General features: G+C 74.1%; 3 protein-coding genes. All 3 read right to left on the reverse strand.

All coding sequences use genetic code 11. The features are described 5' to 3' along the window. Window positions 1–2: 2 nt before the first annotated feature. Complete coding sequence (locus A7A76_RS04940) at window positions 3–467, reverse strand: roadblock/LC7 domain-containing protein (RefSeq protein WP_206410150.1); 465 nt, start codon at window positions 465–467, stop codon at window positions 3–5. Window positions 468–732: 265 nt separating this feature from the next. Next, on the reverse strand, window positions 733–1,710 hold the full coding sequence (locus A7A76_RS04945; RefSeq protein ID WP_206410151.1) for a hypothetical protein: 978 nt from the start codon (window positions 1,708–1,710) through the stop codon (window positions 733–735). A 10-nt stretch (window positions 1,711–1,720) separates the two neighbouring features. Beyond that, window positions 1,721–2,479: hypothetical protein (locus A7A76_RS04950; protein ID WP_206410152.1), on the reverse strand; the 759-nt coding region annotated here is incomplete at its 5' end.

Consider the following 2,479-nt stretch of genomic DNA (forward strand, 5'->3'; position numbering starts at 1 on the left):
GATCAGGGTTGGGCGATCGCGGGCGGCGCCGGCGCGGCGAGCGCGGCGCCCAGGCGCGCGGCGCATTCGCGCGCGCCCACCAGCAAGGCGGCCAGCAGCGTGTCGGGGCCGGCCATCGCCAGCAGGGTCAGCGGTTTGGCGGCGTGGACGCGGAACAGCACCAGGTTGCCGCGCGCGGTGCAGACGGTGGCGTAGTCGGCCTGGCTGAGTTCCATCTCGCCGGCCAGGGTTTCGCCGAGGGTGAGGAAGGAATTGGCCATCGCCGCGATCCGGCGGGCATCGGCGCCGCCGTCGATGCGTTCGGCCAGGGCGCGGCCGTCGGCGGTGGAAACGCACAGGGCGCGCAGGCCGGGAACCCGTTGCCAGCAGCGCTGCAGTTCCGCGTGCAACAACGCCGGCGCGGCGCCTTCGCCGTGCGCGGCCGGTTCCAGCCGCCCCAACAACATGTCGATCGTGGTTCGCTGCATGCGAGTTCCGCTCCTGTGCCCGGCCGGCGGCCCTAAACGTCGTCAGGCGGCGGACCCGGCCAAATATTTGAACTGAGTCACACTATATCCGTTTTTTTGTGTGATGTTTATTGCAGTTTTTACAGCTCTGGTTTCCACGGATGGGCACGCGAACGTCCCCGCGCGGGGGCCGCGCGGGGGCGTGGATGCGATCAGGCAAGGCCGTGCCGGCCGGCGCGGGACGCCGGGCGCGAGGCCGGATCGAGGGCGCGCCGCGGCGGCCGCGCTAGAAGTCGCAGGCCTCCCAGCCCGGCGCGGTGCCGTCGGTGGAACGGCCACGGAAGCCGGCGTCGAGGGTGTTCTGCGCCCAGGCGTCCGCCTCGGCACGCTGGGCCGGGGCGAGGCCGGCGGCGGCCGCGGCCAGTTGCCGGTCCAGCTCCGCGGCGCGGTGCGCTTCGGCGCCGAGGCGGTAGAGCTTGAGATAGCGGTAGTGCTGCAGCGCGTCGGCGCCGAGCAATCCGCCCAGCAGGCTGGTGGAACCGGGCTCGTAGGCGCGCTGCAGCAGGTCGACCACGCGCCAGTCGCCGGCCGCGAGCCCGGCCTCGACCAGCCGCGCCGCGCTCGCGCGGTAGCTGCGCAGCGCCTCGGGCTGGCGGATCAGGCTGCGCGGGTCGTACAGCGGGCCGCGCTCGAGGTAGCAGGCGCGCGCCTGTTCGTCGCCGAGCCGGGCGGCCTGGGCGATGTTGGCGGTCAGGCTGGCGAGCATGCGCTCGTCGACGCCGGCGCAGGCGGCGCGTTCTTCGCGCTCGCGCTGCTGGCGCAGTTCCATCGCCTCCAGCAGGGTTTGATAGGTGCGCAATTGCGCCGCGGTCATGCCCTCGGTGGAGCGGCTGGTCAGCGCCTCGGTGGCGCCGGCGTTGCGCCACTGCGCGCCGCGCAGGCGGTTGCAGCGGTCCAGGTCGCGCACCAGCCGGGCCGCGGCGGCGACGTCGCCGGCGTTGGCGCGCGCCTGCAACTGGGCGAAGTGGTCCTTCAGCGGCGCGTTCGGCGCGGGCAGCGGGCCGCCCTTGATCGGCGTCGGCCAGGCCTCGGCGGCGGGCTCGGCGGCCGCAGCGCCTTCAGCGACGACGCGCACGTGCGAATCCGGGCGCACGGCGCCGGTGCGGCCGGCGAAGTAGGCGCCGACGATCGCCGCCAGCGCCGCGACCGCGGCCGCCGCCAGCCACAGCCGGCGCGGACCGCGCGCGGGAGCCGATACGTTCATTCGGAAGCGTTCATTCGTAAGGGAACACGCACGGATCCCACAGCGGGCCGTCGGCGTCGATCGCGCGGCCGTGGAAGTTCTGGTTGAAGGTCCGCGCCGCCCACGCCTCGGCGTCGGCGAGCTGGGTCGGGCTGAGCTTGGCCGCGGCCATCGCCAGATCCTCGTCGGTGACGCCCGGCTGCGGCGGCGCGCCGAGCCGGAACAGCTTGAGGTAACGGTAGCGTTGCGCGGGATCCTTGCCAACGGCGGCGGCCAGCAGCGAATCGGCGCCGGGTTCGAGCGCGCCGCGCAGCTGGTCGAGCACGCGCCAGTCGCCGTCGGCGATGCCGCGTTCGACCAGCGTGCGCGCCGTGCCGCGATAAGCGCTCATGCGTTCGGGATGGTCGAGCAGCGCGGCCGCGTCGAAGCCGGGGCCGCGCGCCAGGTAGCAGGCGCGCGCATACGGTTCACCGAGCAGCGCGGCCTTCTGCAGGTTCGCGGCGAGCGAGCCGAGCATGGCGTCGTCGACGCCTTGGCATTGCGCGCGCAGCGCGTCGAGCGCGCGTTCGTTGGACTCGGCCGCTTCCAGCCCGGCGCGCAGGGTTTCGCGCTGGCGCGGGTCGGTGGCATTGGCGCGCACGGCCAGCAGTTCGTCGGAATAGCGGCGCACATCGCGCTCGCGGCGGGCGAAGACGCGGCATTGGTCGAGATCGCGATAGAGCCGGGTCGCGGCGGCGAGGTCGCCGGCGTCGGCGCGCGCCTGCAGCGCCGGGTACGCGCGACGCAGCGG

This window comes from Lysobacter enzymogenes (assembly GCF_017168095.1).
Taxonomy (GTDB): Bacteria; Pseudomonadota; Gammaproteobacteria; order Xanthomonadales; family Xanthomonadaceae; genus Lysobacter; species Lysobacter enzymogenes_D.